Annotated in this window: 1 protein-coding gene; it reads left to right on the plus strand. The window is 46.4% G+C overall.

All coding sequences use genetic code 11. From position 1 onward, the window contains the following. Positions 1–14: 14 nt before the first annotated feature. On the plus strand, positions 15–2,443 hold a 2,429-nt coding region (locus H6F50_RS10135), incomplete at its 3' end, for a diguanylate cyclase (RefSeq protein WP_190428603.1).

The following is a 2,443-nucleotide window of genomic DNA, read 5'->3' on the forward strand; positions in this document are numbered from 1 at the left end:
ACAGGTTTAATTGAATGGTTCGACGAAAGAATATACCGGCATTACAGCAAGCAAGAAGGGCAGGGACAACCCGATCTTACGATAGGGAAAGCTTGCTAAATCGAATTACAACCCGAATTCGCCAATCTTTAGAGCTACAAGAGATTTTAGCGACAACAGCGCGGGAAATTCGCTCATTTTTAGAGATGGATCGGGTCAAAATTTACCGATTTCACCCAGATGCCAGTGGCGAAGTAATTGCCGAATCTATAAATGGCGATTGTTTACCCTCTATGATGGGGCTGCGGTTTCCAGCGGAGGACATTCCGCCCAATGCTCGTGAGTTGTTTGTCAAAGTCCGCCAGCGAGTCATTGTCGATGTCATTTCTAGGCAGAAAACTCAAGAACAGCTAGATTGTCTATCAACCGGCAAAAATTTAGTAACTAGAGACATCCGCTATTCCCCAGTCGATCCTTGCCACGTCGAATATCTGACGACGATGGGGGTGAGTGCTTCTCTCGCCGTGCCAATCCTGCATCAAAACAACTTGTGGGGGTTGTTGGTGTGTCACCACGCATCCCGGCGCAAATTTAGCGAACAAGAGTTACAAATTGTTCAACTGCTCGTGGATCAGGTATCGATTGCGATCGCTCAATCCACTCTTCTTCAAACCGCACGCGAACAAGCTCAGCATGAATCAACAATCAACCAAATTAGTAGTCTACTCCACTCTCCACTAAAAACTTCAGAAATTCGGCAGACCGTTTTAGAAGAAACCGTTAACGCTTTACACGGTGCTGCTGGCAGATTGTACATTACAGCAGATGCAACAGGTCAGCCTGCTCAACTTTATACGACGGGCGAGCAGCCACTCCAAGCTTGGATTGAAGAAACTCCCCTTTGGCAACAAATTATCTCCGGGAAACCGAGCAGCGTTGGTATCCCAGACAGTCATTCTGAAAACAAATCCAAAGATAACAATCAAGATTTCAGTCATCAGAATCTCATCAATCACGCTTCTGACTCTTGGTTTTTGCAGTCGGAATTTAATCCTCAAAATCATTTCCTTGAGTCTTCGCATAACAGCTACGGAGTAGCTAGGGAAATATCAAATTTTAAAAGTCAAAATTTTCTCTACACCATCCCCGATTTATATCAAGAACCACAACTAAAATATGCAGTCCCTGCTTTTGAGACAACGCCTATTCGCTCTATTCTGATCGTGCCTCTCAGTTATCATCAGCAATGCGTGGGGTGTCTCACCATCTTCCGGCATGAGATGAATACAGAAACCCTATGGGCAGGTCGTCAGAATCCCGACGAACGGAATGTCCGCCCCCGCCAGTCATTTGAAGCATGGCGAGAAATCACCCAAGGACAGGCTAAAGAGTGGACACAAGAAGAACTCAAGCTGGCTCAAGCGGTGGGAATCCACCTCTACATGGCAGTCATGCAAAGGCGTGTAGAGGATACAATCCGACATCAGGCGTCTCATGACCTCTTAACGGGTTTGCCCAACCGGCTGTTATTCAATGACCGACTCTCTCTAGCGCTGGCAAGCACTCATCTGAATTGCGGCGATATGCTGGCAGTGGTGTTTCTCGACCTGGATGGCTTCAAAACGATTAACGACACGCTTGGTCATGCCGTAGGCGATCTACTGCTGCAATGTGCGGCTCGACGCCTCACAGATTGCCTGCGAGAAACCGACATTGTTGCTCGTTGGGGTGGGGATGAATTTACTATTATGCTGTCCCCAATTACTGGTTTGGAAGATGTTGCCAAAATTGCGAAAAGAATTCTGGGTGCCCTGAACGTTCCTTTTCATTTTGAAGATGTAGAGACTTATCACGATACCTCTTTACACATCAAAGCGAGTTTGGGGATTGCTTTAGCTCCTTATGATGGGGAAGACGCAGAAACGCTGTTAAAAAACGCCGATGCTGCGATGTACAGAGCCAAGCAACAAGGGCGCAATAATTATCAGCTATATACACCAGCCCTAGGGGCAAAAGCACTGGAACGGCTGAGATTAGAAAACCAACTTTATAAAGCCTTAGAACGCGAGGAATTTTTGTTGCACTACCAGCCGCAAGTAGACTTGAGAACAGGTCAAATTGTGGGCCTGGAAGCGCTGATTCGCTGGCAATCTCCCGAACTAGGCTTAATTCCCCCTTATCAATTTATTCCTCTGGCAGAAGAAACAGGTTTGATCTGTCCGATTGGAGAATGGGTTCTGCGGACAGCTTGTATGCAAAATCGTCTTTGGCAATCACTTGGGTTGCCACCAATCCGGATTGCCGTGAATCTTTCAGGGCGTCAAGTTCAGCAACCCACTTTAGTCAAAGTTGTTGAGCAAATTCTAGCTGAAACTGAGTTGGAACCTCGTTATCTGGAACTCGAAATTACTGAGAGCATTGCAATGCAAGATGTGGAATGGACAATTTCTGTGTTGCAGAAGTT

It is taken from the genome of Coleofasciculus sp. FACHB-712 (assembly GCF_014695635.1).
GTDB lineage: Bacteria > Cyanobacteriota > Cyanobacteriia > Cyanobacteriales > FACHB-T130 > FACHB-T130.